Origin of the sequence: Anoxybacteroides voinovskiense, from assembly GCF_014196205.1 — a bacterium.
Taxonomy (GTDB): domain Bacteria; phylum Bacillota; class Bacilli; order Bacillales; family Anoxybacillaceae; genus Anoxybacteroides; species Anoxybacteroides voinovskiense.
In genome coordinates this window covers 1-1,230 of sequence record NZ_JACIDE010000055.1, presented here as the reverse complement: position 1 = coordinate 1,230, position 1,230 = coordinate 1, and the positions used below count along the sequence as shown (strand labels likewise).

Here is a 1,230-nt window from a genome sequence, read left to right as displayed (position 1 = left end):
CCTGCCAAAATCAACACGAACGGATTCGTGGAGTCCATGTGAAAATTAAACAGAATGGCGATATCTTGCAAAAACGCATCTTTCGCAAGATGCATTTCATCTAGCAGAATCACTGGAGTGATTCGACGTTCCTGATACATTCGTTCGATCCCTTGTTGAATTTGGTAAAACAAGTCCACCTTGCGGTATTTCGGTTCCTCGCCTAACCCTAAGGCTAATCCTCGATAAAAATCCATCACCCCGCCCGTCGATAACGGGAAATACACGACGTGATACAACGAGGGATTCAACGATTCTTTGAATGTCCGAAGGGCGAACGTTTTCCCCGCCCCCGGCTCTCCTGTCAGTAGACCGATTCCTTTCGTTCGTTTCACGTAATCCAACGCGTGTAAGGCCTCTTCGTAAGAAGTCCCTCGATACGCTTCCGACGGGTTAGTGTCTTTCGAAAACGGCTCTCGAGAAAGGGAGTAGAATGTTTTATACATCCGTTCCGGCCTCCTTTCCTAGCCCCGCAAACGGCGATCGATGACGTTTGACATGGGCATTCTCATGCATGCGCACGAGCGTCGCTTTCGCTGCTTCTTTGCCGTCTTCGTACACATACACCCCTTGCTCATCATACCGAATTTCCACGGATTGTCCAATAAATCGAGGCGGAACCTCATACAGCTGTTTGTTTAACGTAATCGTCCCATCCGCCTTCACTTTGCGAAACTCCCGTTTCAAAAAAATCGTGTCCAGCCAAGTCGCATCCTCCACGAACGATACCATGTGCACTTGCGATTGAAACACTTCATGTGGCGTTTTTCCTTCTAGTGACGCATGGGGCTTCCGGTGGTAGTCTTCTTCGAGCCACTTCCAGAAGCGCTCGTTCAACGCTTGAAGCGACGTCGCTCGCTCCATCTCCAACAACGGGTAAAACCGAGTTTGCACCGTCCGGAAAAATCGCTCGATTTTCCCTTTGCTTTGTGGATCATATGGCTGCGTATGAATGAGCGTGATTCCTAATTCTGCGCAAGCATATTGTAGGGTCTCCGATCGATAAATTTTGCCGTTATCGGAGTAGATGCGCTTCGGTTTCCCGTACCGCAGGAACGCTTCTTTTGTCACGATGCGCAACCCGTCAAATTTCTCGGAAGAGAAAAACTGGGCATACGGCACGACCCGTGAACAATCATCGATGTAGGCGATCAGAAACGTTTTTTGCGCCTTTCCATTCTCTCGAATCAC

At 49.0% G+C, this 1,230-nt stretch carries 2 protein-coding genes; both read right to left on the bottom strand.

What is annotated here, in order from left to right; genetic code table 11:
• On the bottom strand, positions 1 to 485 hold a 485-nt coding region (locus GGR02_RS17220), incomplete at its 3' end, for an ExeA family protein (protein ID WP_183186159.1).
• Positions 478 to 1,230, bottom strand: a 753-nt coding sequence (locus GGR02_RS17215; RefSeq protein WP_183186158.1) for a Mu transposase C-terminal domain-containing protein, incomplete at its 5' end; no start/stop codon positions are given. The genes GGR02_RS17220 and GGR02_RS17215, both read right to left, overlap by 8 nt.